This is a genomic window from Moritella sp. JT01 (assembly GCF_001574435.1).
Classification (GTDB): domain Bacteria; phylum Pseudomonadota; class Gammaproteobacteria; order Enterobacterales; family Moritellaceae; genus Moritella.
The window spans coordinates 755,578-776,329 of sequence record NZ_LOCN01000007.1 but is presented as its reverse complement, the minus strand read 5'-3'; the positions used below and the strand labels follow the sequence as shown (position 1 = coordinate 776,329).

The following is a 20,752-nucleotide window of genomic DNA, read 5'->3' as shown; positions in this document are numbered from 1 at the left end:
ACATCCCATTTTAACAATCGGTGACTTTGCTAACTTGCCTATCTTTAATATCTAAACGGAATTTTAATGATTGCTATTCCACTGCCTTTTATCATGTCACTGTTACTGGTGATCATTGCAATTACTTTATTTGCTAAGAAACCAATTGAGGGAAAAGTACCTTCTTTATTTATCACTTTATGTGCGATAAGTACGGCGGTGGTTGGACTTCGCTGGACCTTTGATATCGCCATTTTTAGGTTTTTACAGCCTGTTTTTGCATCGTTTTTACCTGTGATGGCCTGGTGTTGTTTTTCTAAAACATACAATGCAGGACGTCTTTCATGGTTACATCTTTCTGGACCCCTTGTGATTATTATATGTTCGTGGTGGCCCGAATTATGGTTGAACGCGATAGATGTTATTTTGACTACGCTTTATCTTAGCTATGGCACTTTACTCATTCGTTCCTCATTCGTGATGCCGGACGATGTTCGGCTTTCTCATGTTGAGCGGGTTCTTTTTGCGCAGCGTGTTGCAGGTATCACCTTGCTTGTGTCTGCCTGCATTGATGGCGTACTGTCTTTTGATTTTATGGTGTATGGTGGAGAGCATGCGCTATATATTTTATCGCTCAGCTATCTAATCCTTATTCCGAGCGTCGTTGTTGCTGTGATTATTGTTGGTTTTAGCACACTCAGTACGGAGTCAGAGGCATTGTCAGATGTAGAGGAAAAGTCGTTGCTAGATGCTAGCATCGAGCCCCCTTCGAAAAGGGTTGGATTATCTGAACAGGATGCTAAGGACATCGTGAGTAAAATTGATACCTTGATGAAGGATAAAGAAGCGTTCCGCGATATGAATTTAACCTTGGGTCGTTTGTCGCGAAAAGTCGGCATTCCTACGCGGCAAGTTTCTATGGCTGTAAATCAGGTGTGCGGCATGAATATTTCGAAAGTGCTTAATGAATACCGAATTACTTATGCGAAAAAGCGACTTGTAGACAGTGAAGATAGCATTACTGATATCTATCTTAGCGCTGGCTTTCAGACCAAGTCCAACTTTAACCGTGAGTTTACGCGCATCACAGGCCAAACACCGAGCACATATAGAAATGACGCTTAGTGCTTTGCGAAAAATAACAGTATGATGTCAATGCAGGGCACTATCCGGTGAAGAGAGAGCCCTGTATATTAGACTACTTTACTATGCATGAGTGAGGAAGCTAAAAATATCCTTAAACATTTGCTGATGGAGCTTGAGTCGACTTGTACCTGAACCATCCTTACATACAATACCATCACCCGGCACTTCTTCTTCTATGAGCGTTATCGCTCCCGGTTTGCACACCTGTAAGAAGCTGAAATGCATTGCTTGTTCATACACCTTATAATGACGATTAAATAATGGTAGATGTTCGGCCAGATAACCAGATTCCATTGCTTGAGGCAAGTCTCCAATATCGATCCCTGCACCTAATATCAGCACGGGTGTCTCCACTTTTGCCATACTTTTTAAAGAGAAGCTACGTGCACCACCGAGATCTAAAATCACCGCTTTTTTGATTCGTGGATCATAGAAATTAAAGAATTTTGGTTCTCCCGGTTGTGATGATGTGAGTCCCAGTTCGTCTGCTAGGCCACATGTTTTGGGATTGGCATACAGCTGACACTGAGCTTTAAATGCGTCTCGGTCAAGTTGTGCGCCGACTAATTGCATAACACTCCAGCCTCCTAAAGAGTGACCGATAGCAGATACGTTTTCTGCATCAATCGAGGCGCGCCAAATCGTATCTTCGAGTAGGTAATCTAATACACGCACCAAATCGTGAGGTCGTTGCCACCACTGCGATGCCTGTAGTCTAGAATGATTAAATGTTGTGGTTCCAGGATGATTGATAGCTGCGACCACATAACCTTTTAGTGCCAACGAATTTGCAAGCCAGCTTTGGTTTCTCCAGTTTCCGCGATATCCATGTGAGAGTAATACAAGAGGATGCTTTGTGGGTAAAACCGAAGCATCTTTGATCACTTCAGTTCCAATAAACGCTAAATTTTCGGCAACTGATTCTGAGGGGCTATTTTGTGAGGTGGGATACCAGAGGCTGACTTTTAATGGGCGGCTGGTATCACTAGCTAACTGAAACTGTTGAAATCCAACAGACTCTGCGAAGGCTAACTTACTAATACATAAAAATAAAACAGTAAGGACGGCGGATAATTTCATTTAACGATTCCTGATTTAGGCTAAAAAGTGACGCTAGTATGTCAATAAGCATGAGTGTAGACGCCCTGGAATATGATTTAGGACGACCTAAAACAGGTTTTAGTACCTATTTCCTTGCGTTTAATATACAGAACCATAGAATCCGTCTGATATTTAGGTTCGTTGATGAATACAACAGACTTAAATCGTGTTTACTTTAATTTATGGTATATCAGAATGAAAAGTTTAGTTTTAGCAATTATGGTTTTAATGTCTTTCGGGAAGGTAAGTGCAAGCGAAGTTTCCGATGCTGCTGCATTTAAGGATCTAAAAAAAGAAGTGCGGATGCTTAGAAAAGACATTCGAAGATTAGAAACGTTAATTATAAGGTTATCAGATAAAATTGATGACGATGAAGATGACACTGTTCCTACTCCAACGAAGAAAGATGTATGGGGATGCTATATCAAGGATATTTCTGCTGGTGCGGTATATGGTACAGGTCGTACAGAAGCTGAAGCTAAAGGTAAAGCATTGGAGAAATGCGAGTTAAAAGGTGGAGCGTGTTGGGAAAGCAATTTGAAATGCTCTTCTGATAATTCGTAATATCGAGACAAGCGCTATATAACTATTTTGGCGCTTGTCTAAATTTATTATTTTCAATAAGTGCTGACGATCATGTTCACTGACGCCTATTAGAACTTAAATTGTTTCAGTTTAGAGCCTGATATTTGTTCGGCAATTACCTTATGAGTTTTTGTTGTCGGGTGAGTCACCCCCCAGAAAACATAATTATCAGAGCCATCCGAATCGCACTCACTTGTTAATGCATGACTTGTAAAATAATCGGCAGTTGATGACCTGTTGATGTTTAAGCAGGCATCTTTAGCATTGCTAAAGCCATATTTTTCAGGTGTATTAATTATGTTTTTAATTAATGTATTTGTATCAAATAGGACTATATTTACACCTTTATTTTGATATTCATTAATTAATTTTTTAATAAATAGGTTAAAACTTGTGATCTTTTGTTTTACTATTTTTGCATGTTCCTCAGTACTGTATTTAAATTGAGGAGATTTTGTCGCGTCAGGTAAGTTGAGAATAAGAATGTTCTGTGCACCATTATCCGTTAGTACCTTCAATGCGTAACTAAAGTCATTACTTACATCGATAACTGAACGGTCATAGTTTACAAAATCATTAAGCCCGAACTCGAGTGTAAATAGGCTGTTTTCCGGCTGATAATTTTTTGCCATAGCTACATAGTTAAGATATGAGTCTATTTGGTCATGGATACCTGACAGTACTTTTTTTTGTGTATTTCCTGCAGCCCCACCAACAGCCCATGTGTATAGAGGTAGCGCTTTTTCTTTTGCAAGGTACTCTGTCCATACAAAACCGTTAGTGAAGTGACCTAAAAACCATGAATTTTTATTTGGAGCTTGCCATTGTGCGCCATTAAAGAAATTCCCTGTATCTGAGATACTATCGCCAAAGCTCACAATTTTATTGATCGCATCTGGTTGTGCATTGATGTCATTTACCCAAATTGAGTGATTATAAGAGTACTTATTATCAGCGGCGAAATACGTAATATCTGCGGTGTCGTGAGTAACATCTAAAGTTTCTGCGCATTTCTCCATAATTTGTTTTTGAGGTGATGTCGTATAGAACATATTCATAAATGAAGTTGACGAGTACCAGTAACCAGATATGGTGTAATAGCTGCCATTTTTATTTAATGCCCATTTCCAATCTGTTGCTGGATCGTCATGGTTATAATGAGGACGATACCAGCACCTCACATAGGTATAAGTCTCAGAGGATTGAACATATTTAATGTCTTCAGGGGTTATGCTTTTAATTAGTTCATTGCCAGATGCAAAAGCAGCAACGGGCAAAAGTAATAATGTGGCAAGTATTATTTTTTTCATATTGGTATTTCTCATATTATATTTGTGGTTAAGCATATACAGAAACCTAAAGATTTTTTGTAATGCTCAATTATTGGTAAATATGTTCGCTAAGAATAAAGTACCTTGTAAACATGCCTATGTTAATACAGTAATTAGTATGCCGATCAAAATTAATTAATAATTAAAAATCAAATAGTTAGATGTTCTTAACAAGGTGGGGGGATGTTAGGTGATATGGTTCACGTAATGTAGTGTTTATAATTGGTTAAGCATGTAATTGAATGATATATCGCTAGCTTAAAAGTTATATCTAGTGGTAACACGTCGCTTTCTAATTAAACCTTAGATTATATGTCTTTCGCCTCAGGGCGGGAGTGGCTATGGCAGGTGTTCCTGCCTGAAATAGACTGTAGTAGATGCAATTGTGGTTAGATAAGTCTTCAGACTTAGATTTTGTTTGCTCTTTTCTTCTCTTGCATACGCTGAATATTGAACTCTTTTCTCAATTCTGCTTTACGCTCTGCTTGTTGTTCAGACAGAGGGAAGTTTTCTAGTTCGGTAAAGGTATCTGCTATTTTCTTGGTTACTTCTGGCCATGGTCGCTCGACTTTGACGAGTAGCGCGATACACACTTGCACTTTATTCAGCGCTGCACCAGTATTGAGTGGCGCGATAGAAAGTGCGGTTTCAAAGTGCTGTAATGCGACGTCAAGATTGCCTTCAGTAAATGCTTCAATACCCAGTTTGTTGTGATGCTGAAATTGAACCTCTTTACTGTCTTCTTCACCACTGATACTCGCAAGTAACTTTTCGCCGTGTACGTTGGAGTGTTGAATATAAGGCTGTAGTTTTTCAGCAAATTCAAATTCTTCTAACTCGACAAGTAGATTTACCAGTTGTGGCCCTAACCATTCTGGTGTGCCTTCGGGTTCCATTAAGTATGCTTCATTACTTTTTAGCAAGGTGTGTTTCGCTTTAACTTGGTTGCCTTTCACATTATGAATAGACGCTAAACTGTAACCTTCCAATGCCAATAACTCATCTTCTTCAACATAGGGGTGTTGTTGCGAAGAACGGTGAAACAAACCGCTAATCTCTTGTAATAAGCGGCCTTGTTTAAACTTGTCTTCTTCGTTTTTCGCGACAAGAATAATAGCTTGAACATAATTAATCAGATGTTGGGGATCTTGATGTATGGTGTTTTTGGTCTGCATTAAAATAGCGAAAAAGGCTTCTTTGGCTATCGTATTCATATGTGTATCAAGTGCCAATTCTGCGAGTAGTCCTTGACGGTCTAATGACAAGTGGGAATGTTTGATCGCGCGTTGCACAATTTGCAGTGCTTTTTCACTGTCGCCACCGTCCCTAAAGCAATGTGCTAACCAATCATAACCATCTAGCAGCATTGGATTATATTTAATGATCTCGGATAACAGTGGAATCGCTTGTTGGTAATTTTTCTCTAGATAATATACTCGACCTAACAGCAGTTGTGCTTGGGTATGCGGATGGTCCTCTATAAATTCTTCTAAGATAGTACGCGCTTCAGCGTACTTTTCCTTTTCAATTAACAGCTCTGCTTTAAACAAACGACAGAAATTACGATGGCGTGCTGAATAGATTATTGCGTTATCACATTCTTCCATTACCTGAGCAAAATCGTCATTCTTAATTGCTTGGTAGATAGGTAGCAGAGCCTCTTTTTTATTGAATGCTTTTTGAATACGTAAATTAAGTTCGTTTTGTGAAAACGGCTTCATTAAATAATCATCGGGTGTCATTTGAATTGCGCTTAATACAATCGCTTTCGAATTATCACCTGTTACTAGGAAAAACACGGTGTGGATAGGTAATAGGTTATTCACTTTTAATGCTTCAAATAACTGACGCCCATTAAGGCCAGAGCCAAGATTGTAATCAACTAACAGTAAATCATAGGTATTGTGGCGGCACAATTTTAATGCGTCTTCGGCACTACCCACATGCGTGACATCTTTCGCCCCAAAGTTAAGCAACATGGTTTTGAGCATGATCTGAAAAGCACGTTGGTCATCAACAATGAGTACGCGTTTTTTTCGATAGTCAAAATTATGATTCATGTTTATTGAGTGCTCAAGGGTGATGGATAAATTTAGACGTTAATGATTAGCATTAACAACAATAACAGGTATGCATAATACTGTCTTGAGAGGAACACCATTTTGTTAATCAGAACTGTTAACTGAGTGTTTTTTGTGCGAAAAAATAAGAGTCTTAATGCATTGGAATAGCCTATTAATCTAGTCGATAGTAACAGACATAAACTACTTTATGGTTTGCGGTAGGTGAATTATAATACTGCCACTATATGGGTAGTTGATACCATGCGCTAAGTTATTAGTTTAAAAAAAGGTTTATATGCAGTCTAGAACGAAAGGTTTTACCCTTATTGAGATGGCGATTGTGATCGTGATCCTAGCGATTATGTCGGCAGTTGCAGTACCTAAGTTTATTGATCTTTCGAGTGATGCGAAAAAAGCTAAAATCGCTAGTGTTGCGGCAGACCTGCGTATTGCTATTGATTTGATTTATTACAAGGCGCTTATCTTAGGTGTTGATAATCTTTGTTATGAGGAAAATAGTGATCATGAATCTAAGGTTGAAGGTTACTATACTTGTCATGGTTACCCAGTCGCTTATATCAGTTCTATTCAAAGGCTATTAAGTTTGGAGAATTCGGATGGGTTCATTTTTAATAATTATGAGGATAACGCTGGTTATCGGACATTAATTATTTCATTAAATGAAGATTATACTAACAATGAACTTGTGGCAGGTGCTTATTGCCAATTGATTTATCAGCCGCATAAAACGAATCAGATTGTGGTGTTTGATAGCGGTTGTTAGTAGGTGGCATTTTTGTGTTGGAATTGATGTTATATGAAATATTCATTTGGTTAGAGAAAGTATTGATATAGAAAAATAGAAGAGATTTAAGTATGGGAATAATGACGTAGTATATTCTGAATTGAAATAGAGAGTGGTGGAGGGAGAAGGATTCGAACCTTCGAAGGCTGAGCCGTCAGATTTACAGTCTGATCCCTTTGGCCACTCGGGAACCCCTCCACATTTTTCTCTATTTTTGTCATCTATTGCTAGATGGATCTTTTACGATGATGACTGCTTTTACATTGACCAGAATGTAAAATCATCAAAGTAGAATGATGGTGGAGGGAGAAGGATTCGAACCTTCGAAGGCTGAGCCGTCAGATTTACAGTCTGATCCCTTTGGCCACTCGGGAACCCCTCCACAAGTAATGCTTTTTCATCTACTCGCAATGGTAGATGTTGTCTTCATTTTGTTGATTACTTTAAGTTCATATTTAATACATACTACATTGGCCACAATGTACTGCTTTTATATAAGTAATCAGCAAAACTAAATGTTGGTGGAGGGAGAAGGATTCGAACCTTCGAAGGCTGAGCCGTCAGATTTACAGTCTGATCCCTTTGGCCACTCGGGAACCCCTCCACAAGTAATGCTTTTTTCATCCACTCGCAATGGTAGATGTTGTCTTCATTTCGTTGATTACGTTAAGTTCATATTTAATAAGTAGTAAATTGGCCACAATGTACAGCTTATATATAAGTAATCAGCAAAACTAAATGTTGGTGGAGGGAGAAGGATTCGAACCTTCGAAGGCTGAGCCGTCAGATTTACAGTCTGATCCCTTTGGCCACTCGGGAACCCCTCCACAAGTAATGCTTTTTTCATCTACTCGTAATGGCAGATGTTGTATCATGTCGACCTTTTAATTCATTTTAAAAATGAGTTTATGCAATCAACATAATTTAAATATTGTGGTGGAGGGAGAAGGATTCGAACCTTCGAAGGCTGAGCCGTCAGATTTACAGTCTGATCCCTTTGGCCACTCGGGAACCCCTCCACAAGTACGAAACGGATAGTATCAGAAAATTTCTGTATGTGAATAAAAAATTCGAATAAACAGCTAAATATTTATAAAAACAGGTCGATAACTTACTAGTTGATTATTTCGCGGCAAATTTTGGTTGTTCTGCGCGCAATATTGTTCAAGAGGTAACTTATTTACGTTCAATCGATACGACAACATGCCTTAATTGATGAGCTGCAACTTGGCCAACAGTTAAATAAATGTACTTTAAATGGTGATAGAGCTAAGTTTTCTCTGTTATTGAGTATGTTGTCATCTGATATTACAGATCAGAAACAAATCGAAATTAAGCACACTGCCGTTGATACGTCAGCGTATGATGCTGCGCGAATGGCAAGGTTAAATGAGTACGCTGCAAACAATAATATGGCCGCATTGCGTTTAGAGATCTGCTTTTCACCTGAAGTCGGTGCTGGGGTGGGTGATGCTAAATATGTTGCAGAATCAGTACTACAAAACAGTTCCCACTTATTACAGCAAAAATTAGCGCACGGTTCGCTAATTAAACCAACGGCGAACGAGCGTGCTCAAGCAGCGCAATCTTCCACATCCCCTCAAGATCTTGTATTACCACTGGAAAGCCAATCGAGTACGGCAAGCTTATTAGATGTATTAAATAGTTATGATGCTTATATAAGAAAGGTTTAATATAAAAAACGAGTCTAAAGCAAGGCTTGCTTAACATTATGATTAAGATCTATTATGGTTTCAAGGTGATGGGGTGCCACCTACTTAACCGCCAATTGTTGGCTGATGACTCCTATTAAATTTGAAAACAAGTGAATCTGTAAAATAACATGAACTGAATAGTGGCTGTATGTATGCTATTTGTTGATACTGTTATTTATGCCTCGATGACACCTTGTTTTCCTAAATCTAATAGGAAAATTGTATGCACTACTCTTCTGAAATTCAATCCATGTGCCCGATTCAACGCGGCGATCTCCATGCATCTTCTCCTATCCCTATTGAAGGTCGAATGATCAATCCTAAAGAAGTGATTGCGATTTCAGGCTTAAGTCACGGTGTCGGAACTTGTGCGCCTCAGCAAGGTGCTGCCAAACTCACTCTCAATGTTAAAGAAGGCATTATTGAAGAAGCCTTAATTGAAACAATTGGTTGTTCAGGCATGACTCAATCAGCCGCGATGGCTGCGGAAATCATAACCGGTAAAACAATTCTTGAAGCAATGAATACTGATTTGGTGTGCGATGCGATCAATGTTGCAATGCGAGAGATCTTCCTCCAGTTTGCTTATGGTCGTAGCCAATCCGCGTTTTCTGAAGGTGGACTAGAAATAGGTGCAGCTTTAGAAGATCTTGGCCAAACTCAACGCAGTCAAGTTGGTACTAGTTATGCGACAAGCGCAAAAGGCGTTCGTTACATGGAAATTGCGGAAGGTTATGTTACTAAGCTAGGGTTAGATGAAAATAATGAAGTGATTGGTTATGAATATGTAAACCTCGGGAAAATGATGAAAGCCGTCAGCAAAGGTGCCCAAGCAGATGACGCCATGAAATCTGCTGCAGGTACATATGGTCGTTTTGACGAAGCAGTTAAAACTATCAATCCACGTGAAGCTTAACCTGAGGATACTATTATGACTAATCGCACTATTACAAACCCAATTACAGCAGTACTAAACGAAATGAACTTGTCTTCAATTGAAGATGCTTATCAATATTGCCTCGCTAAAGGAATCGACTCTAAGTCGGTAGTGATGGACACGCAGCCTATCGCATTTGATAGTGCCGCTGAAGCTTATACTGTTGGCACTGCATTGGCGTTATATCGTCAAGCAAGTTCAGCTGAAGAGGCTGCTAATATTATAGGTGAAGGACTGCAATCATTCACCAAAGAGGGGAGTGTTGCTCGACAACGTCAAGTCGGTATTGGGCATGGTGCACTTGCAGCTCGATTATTGAATGAAGAAAGTCAATGTTTTGCATTTCTTGCTGGTCATGAGTCTTTCGCTGCAGCAGAAGGTGCGATCAAAATTGCGCTGAATGTGAATAAATCTCGTCAATCACCCCTTAAAGTTATTTTAAATGGTTTGGGTAAAGATGCCGCATATTTGATCTCTCGTATCAATGGGTTTACGTATGTCAGAACTCAATTTGATTATCAAACGGGTGAGTTAAAAGAAGTTAGCCGTCGTTCATTTTCAACGGGCCCTCGTGGTGACATTCTTTGTTATGGCGCTGATGATGTACGTGAAGGTGTTGCTATTATGCAGGCCGCTGGCGTTGATGTGAGTATTACGGGTAACTCCACAAACCCAACTCGATTCCAACATCCTGTCGCGGGTATTTATAAATCAGAGTGTATTCGTTCGGGTCATCCTTACTTCTCGGTAGCCTCGGGTGGTGGTACGGGTCGTACTTTACATCCAGATAATGTTGCGGCAGGACCTGCGTCATATGGTATGACAGATACAATGGGACGTATGCATGCCGATGCGCAATTTGCTGGTAGTTCGTCGGTGCCATCTCACGTTGCTATGATGGGGTTTATTGGTATGGGTAATAACCCAATGGTTGGTGCAACGGTAGCATTAGCTGTTGAGGTTGATCAGTTACTAAACCGATAAAAATAGATAACGGTAAACGTAAATCTATCTATCCTCAACACGGAATGTCAGGCTAAAGATTGTTTTCAATTTTTTTAAGATGGTATACAAAATAAGGCTAGATTGTTACACAGCGTTAACATATTATGACTTTATATCAATAAACATCAGGTTATAGCGATACTTAGTTGTATTGAGATAACCAAATTGGATTAACAATGGTGAAAATAATGTCTGAGCTAAGTAGTTCTGTAGAAACAGAAGGCAAGTCAGGCTCAATGGCTCAAGACGATATCGTCTATGCGCATATCTTTGATGCCATTCTTGAACGTCGTCTTCCGCCTGGAACAAAGTTAAACGAAGAAGCATTGGGTGATATTTTTAGTGTAAGTCGCACTATTGTACGTCGTGCATTATTACGCTTGTCACACGAACAAGTGGTGGTGATCCGTCCTAACCGCGGTGCTATTGTTGCATCGCCTTCTGTTGAAGAAGCAAAACAAGTCTTTATTGCCCGACATACACTCGAAGATGCTATTACTAAGCTTGCTGTTGAGAATGCATCAAATAAGCAGATTACGCATTTACGTCAATTAATAGTGGAAGAAAATGAAGCTACCAAACAAGGTGATTTAGGTAAAGCGATCCGTTTATCGGGTGAATTTCATCTAAAACTGGCTGAAATGTCCGGTAATGTGCCTTTATTTAATTTCCAGCGTAGCTTGGTCTCGTTAAGCTCGTTAATTATTGCGCAATACGAAGTCGCGACCAGTACGCATTGTGTATTGGATGAGCACAGTGAGTTACTCGATGCGATTGAAGAAAAAGATGCTGAAAAAGCCTGCTTATTAATGCGTGAGCATTTAAAACATATCGAGTCTAAACTGAATTTAGATGGCGAGACCGTTTCCAGCGATCTGCATGTTGTCTTTTCTAATGTGTTAAATAAAAAATAAAATAACGTTAATTTTTATAATGTTGTATACAAACAATGCCAAGTTCGATGTAACTTGGCATTGCTATTTCTGCCTGCCACACCTATTGTCTTATCTAACCTTTCACCCAACACCAATCTAATTGATTATGCTTATTAAAAGGGAATTTATTATGCTTAGGAAACAGGGTTCAACATTATACTTATTTGTACTTATTTATATTACATTCATAACAATGTTACACGCTGAAAGTATGGCTGTGGATAAAGATTATTATTATCTACAGCCTGAGTCTCATGATATAGATATTGCCGTTGAAGCTGAATATGAGGTTGCTTGGTATGCGGTGGTTGATAAGGACAGTCAATGGCTAACAATTACACATCAAAAAAATAAAATGATTGTGGCTCACATTCAAAAAAATACAGCGGGCCCAAGACAAAGTAAAATTAATATTATTTCAGATAATGACGAGTCCATTTTAGCCTCTATCGTTTTATCTCAGTCACCTGCAAAAACATATAGTAATAGTAAAGGAATAAATGATTTAACAACGTGGCAAGATTGGGAAGATAAGACGGGATGGATTATGGAGTATGAAGCACATACATCAAAATCTAGAAATTATACACATATAACATCTATGCTAACTGATTCTCCAATACGTTATGGATCAAACTCAGAACATTTTAAATTAACATTCGATGATACGAGTAATGAAGAGTGTGATGTAGAACATGAAAGTTGTAACTGTAAAGGACGTGACTGTGAGAGAGGATACGAACGAGCTGAAAATGTGCAAATATGGCGTCCAACTTATCAGAAAGAAGGGGATGAATTTTGGTATTCATTCTCATTCTATGTATCTAAAAAATATACTTATGAACCTATAGATAGCGATATAAATAATAATGGGATTGAGGATCAAATAGAACCTGAACTCGATGATGAGACAAAACAAGAAATGTATCGTCGGGCAGGGTGCTTGTGCATTAGTTTATTCCAATTTCATCAAGTTCCCGAAGAGGGGCATGCTTGGATACCTGCCTGGGGATTTAATAAATCTTATGGCGGTGCCTTTTTTGTCCGTCAATTTCCAACATTAAAAGGGGCTGAAGAGAGAACTCATGAGCTAATTGATAATGAATCGTTTACAGGACGGTGGCATGATATTGTCATTAATGCGCATTGGAGTACAAATGCACATGAGAATGAAAATGAAAATAAAGGATTTATGAAAATATGGGTCAATGGTGAGTTAAAACTTAATTACGTAGGTAAGACTCGTACAGAGAATAATCAGTCTGTTTATTTTAAATATGGACTTTATAGGACAATAAGTGCGTCAGATGTAGAGATATATATGGATGAATTATATCGAGGGACGAGTAGAGAGGATGTTGACATACGCATGAGAGAAATGGCGATAAATTAATTAGAAAATACGACTCTGTAAATGATTCTGTGTAATTACCATTTTAGAGATGGTCTTTTAATCGGTCTTCAAATTCAATGTTGAAACGATTCATAGCTGCTTTCCAGTTATGGATCGGCATCGACCAAAGTTAGCTCCTCAGTATAGCCTTATTTAATCTTCACTATAATTGTATATATAATCCTTAAATTATTTTATTAAATTGTGTCTCAATTGTTATTTTTATGTAACAATAAGTTGACTTTAGAGTCAGGTTTCTAATCTAACAGGCTCGATTAGTCAGTCAAAACACAGCTAATAATAAAAAATAATAGCAATTAATGTCAATGTCAATGTTACGGAATAACGCAGGAGGTACGACTTGATTAAGTTTCTACTTAACCAAAAGATGTGTCAGGTATCTGACCTTTCACCCAATACCACGGTACTTAATTTCTTACGCCAGGAAGAAGCGAAGAAAGGTACTAAAGAAGGTTGTGCATCAGGAGACTGCGGAGCGTGTACCGTTGTGCTTGGTGACGTTGTCGATGGGAGGATCCGCTATACATCAGTAAATGCGTGTATTACGTTTATATCCGCGTTGCATGGTAAGCAACTGATCACGGTCGAAGATCTTAAATCAAAAGACGGTGCCTTACATCAGGTGCAACAAGCACTTGTTGATTTTAACGGTACCCAATGTGGTTATTGTACCCCTGGGTTTGTCATGTCTATGTTTGCATTAAGCAAGAATACACCGTCAGCCGACAAGCATGCCATTTTTGAAGCATTAGCAGGTAACCTATGTCGTTGTACGGGTTATCGCTCTATTATTGATTCGGCAATGGCGTTGGCAGAGCAAGACCATATTGTTGATGCGTTTGAACGCCTAGAAAGTGAAACTGTTGCGAAACTTAATACGATTGAGCGCAGCGGGACACAAGAATTAACGGGTAACGGTCAATCATCTTACTCGCCTGATAATGTGGCTGACTTGGCGGCGTTATTAGTGAAGTACCCTGATGCACGTATTATTGCCGGTGGTACAGATTTAGCCTTGGAAGTAACCCAATTCCATCGTCCGATTAATACCTTGATTTCGGTTGGTAACGTGGCGGAAATGAAAGACATCAGTGTGACTGATACCCATATCGAAATTGGTGCTGCACGCAGCTTAACGGATAGTTACAGCACCTTGGCATTATACTTCCCTGATTTTGGTGAGTTATTACATCGCTTTGCTTCGCTGCAAATCCGTAACCAAGGCACGATCGGTGGCAACATAGGTAACGCATCGCCAATTGGTGATACACCGCCAGCGTTAATCGCGCTGAATGCACAAGTTGAATTGCGTTGTGGTGATGGTGTGCGCTTAATGGATTTAGAAGACTACTTCATTGGTTATAAGCTAACAGCGCAGAAAGCAGCGGAGTTTATTACCAAAATTATTATTCCATTACCGACGCCAGAACAAGTATTCGGCATTTATAAACTATCAAAACGTATTGATGATGACATTTCAGCTGTGTTAGCGGCATTTAATATAACCCTGGAAAATAATGTTATTACGGATGTGCGTTTAGCATTTGGAGGTATGGCTGCGACGCCGATGCGTGCGCAACTTGCTGAGAAAATATTGCTGGGTGCAGCGTGGGAATACGACAGTATTTATGCGGCGATGCAAGCGTTAGATAAAGACTTTTCACCCTTATCCGATTTTCGGGCAAGTAAAGAGTATCGTTCACTAGCCGCCAAGAATCTACTGAAGAAATTTTATTTAGAACAGCAAGATACAACAATTGAAACGCGGGTAACGTCTTATGTCTAATCACAATAAAGTGCAACTATCACAGCAGCAATTGTTAGCGCAAGCGAATCGTTCAATCAAGACTGGTGTGGGCAAAAATGTAAAACACGACAGTGCCGGTATTCAGGTGACGGGCGAAGCGGTTTATGTCGATGATCGTCTTGAATACCCTAATCAGTTACATGTGTATGTACGCATGAGTGATGTAGCACATGCCAACATTACGAAAATTGATTTAACGCCGTGTTATGAATTTGACGGTGTCGAATTAGCAATTGAAGCCAAAGATGTTCCGGGCGAACTCGATATCGGTGCTATTTTACCGGGTGACCCATTATTAGCTGACGGCAAAGTAGAATACCTTGGTCAGGCTGTGATTGCAGTCGCGGCCAATTCGATGGAGATGGCACGTCAAGCTGCACAAGCGGCAATCATTGAATATGAAGAGCTACCAGCGATTTTAGATGTGGAAGAAGCATTAGCCAAAAAGAGCTTTGTGACGGAATCGCATCAACAAAAACGCGGTGATTCGGCTGCGGCATTGTCAGCAGCAAAGCACATTTTAGAAGGTAGTATTCATATTGGTGGCCAAGAGCATTTCTATTTAGAAACGCAAGCGGCGTCAGTGATGCCAACGGAAGATGGCGGCATGATTGTATATGCATCAACGCAAAATCCCACCGAAGTACAAAAGCTGGTCGCCGAAGTGATTGGCGTACCTATGCATAAAGTTGTTATTGATATGCGTCGTATGGGCGGTGGTTTTGGTGGTAAAGAAACCCAAGCCGCAGGACCTGCGTGTTTATGCGCCGTGTTTGCTAAGCTAACGGGACGACCAACTAAGATCCGCTTACCACGTGTTGAAGACATGATGATGACAGGTAAACGCCACCCCTTCTTCAATCAATACAAAGTGGGCTTTAATGATGATGGCCAAATCAACGGTATTGAAATTATCGTGGCGAGTAACTGTGGTTATTCACCGGATTTATCAAGCTCGATCACTGACCGTGCGATGTTCCATTCAGATAACGCCTACTATTTAGGTGACGCGACAATCACTGGTCACCGCTGTAAAACTAATACCGCATCAAACACCGCATTCCGTGGTTTTGGTGGCCCTCAAGGCATGATTACGATTGAACATATTATGGATGAAATTGCCGGTAAGTTAGGTAAAGATCCATTAGATGTGCGTAAAGTGAATTTTTATGGTATCGAAGACAGAAACATTACGCATTATTATCAAAAAGTAGAAGATAACTTTATTCATGATTTGGTTGCCGATCTTGAAGCGACAAGTGAGTATGCGGCGCGCCGTAAAGCCATTAACGAATATAATAAAAACAGCCCCATTTTGAAAAAAGGTATCTCGTTAACACCGGTTAAATTTGGCATTTCGTTTACCGCTACCTTCTTGAATCAAGCGGGGGCATTACTGCACGTTTATACTGATGGCAGTATGCAGTTAAGTCACGGTGGGACCGAAATGGGCCAAGGGCTTAATACCAAAGTGGCGCAAATTGTCGCACAAGAATTCCAAGTAGATATTGAGCATATTCAAATTACCTCGGCGAATACCAGTAAAGTACCGAATACTTCACCGACAGCGGCATCGTCAGGCACCGACTTAAATGGTAAAGCGGCACAAAATGCAGCACGCACTATTAAGCAACGTTTGATTGATTTCTGTGTGGCGCACTTTGGTGTGACAGACGAAGAGGTTGTCTTTAGTAATAATACGGTGACGATCAGGGAACAGATCATGACGTTTACTGACTTGATCCAACTCGCTTACTTTAACCAGATTTCGCTATCGAGTACTGGCTTCTATAAAACGCCTAAAATCTATTATGATCACGCGACAGCGAAAGGGCGTCCGTTTTATTACTTCGCTTATGGAGCATCGTGTTCCGAAGTGCTGGTAGATACCTTAACTGGTGAATATAAAACCCTGCGTGTGGATATTCTGCATGATGTTGGTGCGTCACTGAATCCAGACATTGATATAGGCCAAATTGAAGGTGGTTTTATTCAAGGCATGGGTTGGTTAACCACCGAAGAGTTAGTCTGGAATGACAAAGGTAAGTTAGCGACTAATGGCCCTATGGGTTATAAGATCCCTGCGATTGCAGATACGCCAATTGATTTTAGAACGCACTTGGTTGAAAACCGCAGCAACCCAGAACAGACCGTTTACAACTCAAAAGCGGTGGGTGAACCGCCGTTTATGCTAAGCATGTCGGTGTGGAGTGCATTACGTGATGCGGTTGCGAGTGTGACTGACCATCAGTATGTACCGCATCTTGATACGCCAGCAACACCAGAGCGTGTGTTATGGGCAGTACAGGATGCAGAGCATTATAAGTTTGATGAGGCTAAACGTACTCAGGTTGTTGAGTCCGAAGTAGTAAGTGTAACTGTGTAGCCTGTTAACCATGTAGTCTTTTAATTATGTAAGAATACGGTTTAGCAAGGAGATTGGTGATGTTTAAAGACAATTGGATTGATCCACTTGCAGAATTAAAACAGCGTGGTGAAGTGTGTATCATGATCACGGTACTTGAACATCATGGTTCGACTCCGCGTGATGCTGGTACCAAGATGCTGATCACGCAGGATCAACAATATGCCACCATTGGCGGAGGTCATTTAGAGCATCTCGCGACTAAAATGGCGCGAGAAATGCTCACTGAAGGCAAAGAGTCACTGGTCGTAGAGCGCTTTGATTTAGGCGCTCGATTAGGTCAATGTTGTGGTGGTAGTGCGACTTTGATGTTTGAACCGATTGGGCAATCACTACAGCATTTAGTGGTGTTTGGCGCAGGACATGTGGCGAAAGCTTTATTGCATGTTGTGGCAACCTTGCCATTCCGCGTTACTTGGATTGATGAGCGTGAAGAACAGTTTCCGGCGCAGTTATCTGATAATGTCACTAAGTTAGTCAGTGATGATCCGGCGGGGGATGTGCTTGATATGCCCAAAGATAGCTACTATTTGGTGATGACACATAATCATCAACTGGATTTTGATTTAGCCAGGGCAATTTTAAAACGTGGTGATGCTAAATATTTTGGCATGATAGGCTCGCAAACCAAGAGAAAACGTTTTCAATATCGGCTACGGGCGCGTGATTTCACTGATACCCAGATAAATCAAATGATTTGTCCTATTGGGATTAGTGCGGTGGTGGGCAAGCATCCCGCAGAAATCGCGATTTCGGTTGCTGGTGAATTAATTGCAACCTACCAAGGTCGAGCGTTAGAAAACAAACAAAAACCTAACTTGGTTCAGGTAAATACTGAGATCGCTAAGTTAGCCTAATATAGGCAACGTATTGTTATAGACACGCTATCACCAGAGTATTAGGATAGCGCGAGATACGATGCAGTAGCATAATGAAGGAAGTTTAAATGAGTACAATTCGAACCGCATACCGATCAGCAATATTACACAGCATTGGTGACCCCGATAAAGTCGGTATGGAAAATTCGTACGAATATTTTGCTGACGGAGCCATGATTATTGAAAATGGTATCGTGCAAGCAATCGGTAACGCAGATGAAATTCTAGCGAATGAAAACAGTGATATCGATATTAAAGTGTATGAAAATAAGATCATCACATCGGGTTTTATCGATACCCATGTGCATTACCCACAAACGGGTATGATCGCGTCGTATGGTGAACAATTACTGGATTGGTTAAATAATTATACTTTCCCTGCCGAGGGTAAGTTTGATGACCCAGAGCATGCGACTAAAGTTGCTGAAATTTTCTTACAAGAGTTAATGAGTAACGGTACCACGACAGCGTTAGTATTCGGTACTGTGCACAAACAATCGGTTGATAGCTTCTTCACTCAAGCGCAATTACGTAATTTACGTATTATCTGCGGTAAGGTAATGATGGATCGTAATGCGCCTGATTTCTTAACTGATACCCTTGAAAGTTGCTATGAAGACAGTAAAGAGCTAATCGAGCGCTGGCATCTGAAAGGGCGTTTACACTATGCGGTTACGCCTCGGTTTGCACCGACAAGTACCCCTGAGCAGCTTGATGTAGCGGCGCGTTTGTTAAGTGAATATCCAGATCTGTATATGCACACGCACTTATCAGAAAATTTAAAAGAGATTGAGTGGGTTAAAGAGTTATTCCCTGAACGTGCTAATTACTTAGACGTTTACGACCATCATGGCCTGCTAGGTGAACGTTCGGTATTTGCCCACGGTATTCATTTGTGTGACAGCGAATGTCAGCGTTTGGCTGATACGGGGTCGGCGGTGGCATTCTGTCCAACGTCAAACTTATTCTTGGGTTCAGGCCTATTAGATTTACCACGCCTAGAAGCGTTTGGTATTAATGTGGGCATGGGTACGGATGTAGGCGCGGGTACGTGTTTCTCATTATTATCAACAATGAATGAAGCGTATAAAGTATTACAGCTGCAGGGCAAGGCGTTAAGCCCGTTTAAATCATTATTTTTAGCGACATTAGGCGGCGCGAAAGCATTACGCTTAGAAGACAAAATTGGTAACTTGGCAGTCGGTAAAGAAGCTGATTTTGTGGTATTAGACTTGGCGGCTACGCCGTTACTTAAGTTCCGCATGGAAAACTCGACGTCATTAGAAGAAACCTTGTTTGCATTAATGCTAATGGGTGATGATCGCGTTGTATGCGAAACTTATGTGTATGGTGAGAATCGTTATAGTAGTCTTTAATCGCTAAGCATAAATATTTAAAATGAAGGTACAAGCGTATACTGAAAGGTGTGCGCTTGTATCTTATCTTCAGGTTATCTTGCACAGTTTTCAATCCAATACGACAGGCTTTTTGCTTGATTCAATGCATCAAAATTATTTTCTATATTTAATCGCGCCAAGCGTCCCATGTCTTGACGTTTTTCTGCTGGGTAATTGATAAATTCGGTAATCGCTTGGCTCAGCGCTTGGGTATTTTTTTGTTTTACTATCAGTCCTGTTCCCGGTGCTACAATCTCTTTACAGCCCATTAGGTCCGTTGTTATTACTGGAATGCCAACTGCCATCGCTTCTTTGAGCACGAGAGGTCCTGTATCGACACAGCCCGATCGTGAAATACAAAATGGTGCAACTAAACAATCAAACCTAGAGAGATTATGACTAACCCAACGCGGTGATTTCGAACCAAGGAAATGTACAAGTTTTGATAAACCTAAGCGTTCTACTTGCTGTTTTAAATTTGATAATTGATCCCCATCCCCAACAATATCCAATGTGACTGAGTAATTATGATGTAGCTCGTGCAGGCTTTGAATAAGGTAATTAATGCCTTTTTGCTCGACTAACCGGCCTAAAAAAATCAATCGTAATGGACTAAGTTCATGTTGTTTTTCTGAAGGGGGGAAGGGGGGCTTAAATTCATTCGTTTTGACGCCGCAGTGTAATAGTCTAATTTTATCGTGGTTGATTTTTTTTAGATCTTCTGCCATGTCTTTGCAAACGGCAACAACAAAGTTACTGTTGTGTATTTTTAAATTTACATCATAAGGCGTTTCGTAAATATCGTGACCATGGGCAACAAAAGAGCAGGTGATATCCATCATTTTGGCTGCCACTATTGCGTGGGCGCAGGTGTGCTGAGCAAAGTGTGCATGAGCATGACTGACGCCTTCTTTACGCATTTGAAGCGCGAGTCTTAAGCTGTATCGAAATAAGGATAATTTGGGCATTGCACGTTGCTTCGCAATAAAGTGAAGGGCTCTCATTATACCGATTGGACTAAGTGTGGAGATTAGTGAGAAATAAGCTTTTGCACCGATAACATGAATATCATATTCAAACTCGCCGCAGTCGTGGTATTTGGTAAATGTCATGACACAAACTTCATGGCCATATGCACTTACCGAGTCAACTTCGGTACGAATAAATGTTTCAGTGAGCACTGGGTATGAAGGGGCTAAAAATGCCACTTTTTTCATTCTAATACCCCT

The 20,752-nt window shown here is 40.3% G+C and carries 16 protein-coding genes, 5 tRNA genes and 1 riboswitch; of the genes, 12 read left to right on the top strand and 9 right to left on the bottom strand.

Translation table 11 applies throughout. From position 1 onward, the window contains the following. The first annotated feature begins 66 nt into the window (after nucleotides 1-66). Complete coding sequence (locus AKG98_RS10015) at nucleotides 67-1,104, top strand: helix-turn-helix domain-containing protein (protein WP_067045057.1); 1,038 nt, start codon at nucleotides 67-69, stop codon at nucleotides 1,102-1,104. 81 nt (nucleotides 1,105-1,185) lie between these two features. Here the strand turns inward: AKG98_RS10015 and AKG98_RS10010 are convergent, their stop codons facing one another. Next, nucleotides 1,186-2,205 (bottom strand): prolyl oligopeptidase family serine peptidase, encoded by a 1,020-nt coding sequence (locus AKG98_RS10010; protein ID WP_067045054.1) that lies wholly within the window; start codon nucleotides 2,203-2,205, stop codon nucleotides 1,186-1,188. Between the two features lie 165 nt (nucleotides 2,206-2,370). On the opposite strand from AKG98_RS10010, the gene AKG98_RS10005 reads away from it, so the two are divergent. Beyond that, complete coding sequence (locus AKG98_RS10005) at nucleotides 2,371-2,790, top strand: hypothetical protein (RefSeq protein WP_067045051.1); 420 nt, start codon at nucleotides 2,371-2,373, stop codon at nucleotides 2,788-2,790. 89 nt (nucleotides 2,791-2,879) lie between these two features. On the opposite strand, the gene AKG98_RS10000 is transcribed toward AKG98_RS10005, so the two are convergent. Continuing rightward, a complete protein-coding gene (locus AKG98_RS10000) occupies nucleotides 2,880-4,121 on the bottom strand; it encodes an SGNH/GDSL hydrolase family protein (RefSeq protein WP_067045176.1) in 1,242 nt (413 codons plus the stop codon). Between the two features lie 428 nt (nucleotides 4,122-4,549). Next, nucleotides 4,550-6,202: a response regulator gene (locus AKG98_RS09995; RefSeq protein ID WP_067045048.1), complete on the bottom strand. Its 1,653-nt coding sequence runs from the start codon at nucleotides 6,200-6,202 to the stop codon at nucleotides 4,550-4,552. Nucleotides 6,203-6,500: 298 nt separating this feature from the next. Between AKG98_RS09995 and AKG98_RS09990 the strand changes: the two genes are divergently transcribed. After that, nucleotides 6,501-6,989 carry a type II secretion system protein gene (locus AKG98_RS09990; RefSeq protein WP_067045045.1) on the top strand — a complete coding sequence of 163 codons (489 nt, stop codon included), beginning with the start codon at nucleotides 6,501-6,503 and terminating at the stop codon, nucleotides 6,987-6,989. Between the two features lie 134 nt (nucleotides 6,990-7,123). Here AKG98_RS09990 and AKG98_RS09985 read toward each other — a convergent pair. The 5 genes from AKG98_RS09985 to AKG98_RS09965 form a co-directional block, all read right to left on the bottom strand. Continuing rightward, nucleotides 7,124-7,208 (bottom strand) — tRNA-Tyr (locus AKG98_RS09985). Nucleotides 7,209-7,307: 99 nt separating this feature from the next. Beyond that, nucleotides 7,308-7,392, bottom strand: a tRNA-Tyr gene (locus AKG98_RS09980). Nucleotides 7,393-7,529: 137 nt separating this feature from the next. After that, nucleotides 7,530-7,614: transfer RNA gene (locus AKG98_RS09975), tRNA-Tyr, on the bottom strand. 138 nt (nucleotides 7,615-7,752) lie between these two features. Beyond that, nucleotides 7,753-7,837 (bottom strand) — tRNA-Tyr (locus AKG98_RS09970). Nucleotides 7,838-7,944: 107 nt separating this feature from the next. Then, a tRNA-Tyr gene (locus AKG98_RS09965) sits at nucleotides 7,945-8,029 on the bottom strand. A 159-nt stretch (nucleotides 8,030-8,188) separates the two neighbouring features. Here AKG98_RS09965 and AKG98_RS09960 point away from each other — a divergent pair. From AKG98_RS09960 to guaD, 9 genes are all read left to right on the top strand, one after another. Continuing rightward, the gene (locus tag AKG98_RS09960) at nucleotides 8,189-8,704 is read left to right on the top strand and encodes a VC2046/SO_2500 family protein (protein WP_369814923.1); all 516 of its coding nucleotides are present in this window, start codon (nucleotides 8,189-8,191) and stop codon (nucleotides 8,702-8,704) included. Between the two features lie 55 nt (nucleotides 8,705-8,759). Beyond that, nucleotides 8,760-8,826: riboswitch (Fluoride riboswitch) on the top strand. Between the two features lie 122 nt (nucleotides 8,827-8,948). Next, nucleotides 8,949-9,641 (top strand): iron-sulfur cluster assembly scaffold protein, encoded by a 693-nt coding sequence (locus tag AKG98_RS09955; protein ID WP_067045039.1) that lies wholly within the window; start codon nucleotides 8,949-8,951, stop codon nucleotides 9,639-9,641. Between the two features lie 15 nt (nucleotides 9,642-9,656). After that, complete coding sequence (locus AKG98_RS09950) at nucleotides 9,657-10,646, top strand: GGGtGRT protein (protein ID WP_067045036.1); 990 nt, start codon at nucleotides 9,657-9,659, stop codon at nucleotides 10,644-10,646. A gap of 209 nt (nucleotides 10,647-10,855) precedes the next feature. Then, nucleotides 10,856-11,581 carry a GntR family transcriptional regulator gene (locus AKG98_RS09945; RefSeq protein WP_067045033.1) on the top strand — a complete coding sequence of 242 codons (726 nt, stop codon included), beginning with the start codon at nucleotides 10,856-10,858 and terminating at the stop codon, nucleotides 11,579-11,581. A 151-nt stretch (nucleotides 11,582-11,732) separates the two neighbouring features. Then, a complete protein-coding gene (locus AKG98_RS09940) occupies nucleotides 11,733-12,995 on the top strand; it encodes a heparin lyase I family protein (RefSeq protein WP_067045031.1) in 1,263 nt (420 codons plus the stop codon). Nucleotides 12,996-13,356: 361 nt separating this feature from the next. After that, nucleotides 13,357-14,802 carry a xanthine dehydrogenase small subunit gene (gene xdhA / locus AKG98_RS09935; protein ID WP_083543926.1) on the top strand — a complete coding sequence of 482 codons (1,446 nt, stop codon included), beginning with the start codon at nucleotides 13,357-13,359 and terminating at the stop codon, nucleotides 14,800-14,802. Beyond that, nucleotides 14,795-17,209 carry a xanthine dehydrogenase molybdopterin binding subunit gene (gene xdhB, locus AKG98_RS09930; RefSeq protein WP_067045025.1) on the top strand — a complete coding sequence of 805 codons (2,415 nt, stop codon included), beginning with the start codon at nucleotides 14,795-14,797 and terminating at the stop codon, nucleotides 17,207-17,209. Before xdhA ends, xdhB begins: the two co-directional genes overlap by 8 nt. Before the next feature lie 59 nt (nucleotides 17,210-17,268). Then, nucleotides 17,269-18,105: a xanthine dehydrogenase accessory protein XdhC gene (gene xdhC, locus AKG98_RS09925; RefSeq protein WP_067045022.1), complete on the top strand. Its 837-nt coding sequence runs from the start codon at nucleotides 17,269-17,271 to the stop codon at nucleotides 18,103-18,105. Between the two features lie 89 nt (nucleotides 18,106-18,194). Then, nucleotides 18,195-19,502 carry a guanine deaminase gene (gene guaD, locus AKG98_RS09920; RefSeq protein ID WP_067045019.1) on the top strand — a complete coding sequence of 436 codons (1,308 nt, stop codon included), beginning with the start codon at nucleotides 18,195-18,197 and terminating at the stop codon, nucleotides 19,500-19,502. A gap of 74 nt (nucleotides 19,503-19,576) precedes the next feature. On the opposite strand, the gene AKG98_RS09915 is transcribed toward guaD, so the two are convergent. Continuing rightward, nucleotides 19,577-20,740, bottom strand: coding sequence for a glycosyltransferase (locus tag AKG98_RS09915; RefSeq protein WP_067045016.1), 1,164 nt, complete (start codon nucleotides 20,738-20,740; stop codon nucleotides 19,577-19,579). Nucleotides 20,741-20,752: the final 12 nt, after the last annotated feature.